Source organism: Brevibacillus sp. MCWH, assembly GCF_013096935.1.
Lineage (GTDB): Bacteria > Bacillota > Bacilli > Brevibacillales > Brevibacillaceae > Brevibacillus > Brevibacillus aydinogluensis.
The window spans coordinates 1-430 of record NZ_SDLF01000181.1; the positions used below are offsets into that span (position 1 = coordinate 1).

Sequence of the window (430 nt, forward strand, 5' to 3'; positions counted from 1 at the left end):
GACGGAATGCGCGCGTTTCCTCGACAATTTGTTGAAACGCATGTTCAAACTTTCGAATCGTTTGTTGCACGACATCAATATGATTTTGAATGTAATCAAGCGATTGCTCGGTTTGTGCCGCAAGCTTTCGTACTTCATTTGCGACGACCGCAAATCCTTTTCCGTGTTCACCAGCACGCGCTGCTTCAATATTTGCATTTAACGATAAAATGTTTGTCTGATTTGAAATGCTACGAATCGCATTGACGATTTCTCCGATTTTCCGCGAACTATCTGTTAGCTCATTCGTCAACGACTTTGTTCCTTCAATTAATTTCGCGACACCATCTAATTTCGTTAATGTTTGCTTCACATCTTCTTTTCCCTTTTCTACCCGTTCAGTCATTTGCACGGACTGATGTTGGATGTTTGTCACCTCATTTAACATATC

Annotated in this window: 1 protein-coding gene; it reads right to left on the reverse strand. The window is 41.2% G+C overall.

Annotated features, from left to right (window positions below; all coding sequences use genetic code 11):
- A partial coding sequence (locus ETC00_RS20540; protein WP_253264355.1) for a methyl-accepting chemotaxis protein occupies nucleotides 1–430 on the reverse strand: 430 nt, incomplete at both ends.